At 46.2% G+C, this 509-nt stretch carries 1 protein-coding gene; it reads left to right on the top strand.

Features of this window, described 5'->3' with window-relative positions:
• The coding region (locus N1032_RS28070) for a hypothetical protein (protein WP_259544035.1) at positions 1 to 509 on the top strand (509 nt) is incomplete at both ends.

Genomic DNA, 509 nt, shown 5'->3' with positions numbered 1-509 from the left:
TTGCTCAGGGTCAGTTAGAAGATCTGGGTAATTGGTGGGCTGATAACGACAGCACATTCTTCCATAATCTGGCATCTCGTTGGGATAAATATACAGCGATTAACTTTCTGCCAATGGGCAACTTCGGGTCTATCGAGTTCCGTCTCGGTGAAGCCAAGTGGCACAAAGGCCAGTTAATTCGTCTGACCAACCGCTTTCTTTCCTTGAAAGAAGTAGCGCTGGAAAACAACAATCTCAGTGACGAACAGTTCGTTGAGATGCTGGCGAATACAGACCCATCAGATATTATCCGTAAGGGTATCCCTAAAGGTCTGGGGAATGTTCAGGACGATTTGGAAGTTGGTCATAAACTATGTCATGACATTTTGTCTTTGGCTAAACTTCGTCGTCGCAGTCGTCGTATGTTCCGTCCATCACTGGATGGTACAACACGTATCATTAACCAGCCTCGCTCTGAACTGTTCACTAACGGCTGGAACCATTGCGTATCGCATCTGCAACAGCGTTAT

This window comes from Herbiconiux daphne (assembly GCF_024979295.1).
GTDB lineage: Bacteria > Actinomycetota > Actinomycetes > Actinomycetales > Microbacteriaceae > Herbiconiux > Herbiconiux daphnes.
The sequence above is the reverse complement of the archived record's forward strand: the minus strand, read 5'-3'. Positions and strand labels throughout refer to the sequence as shown.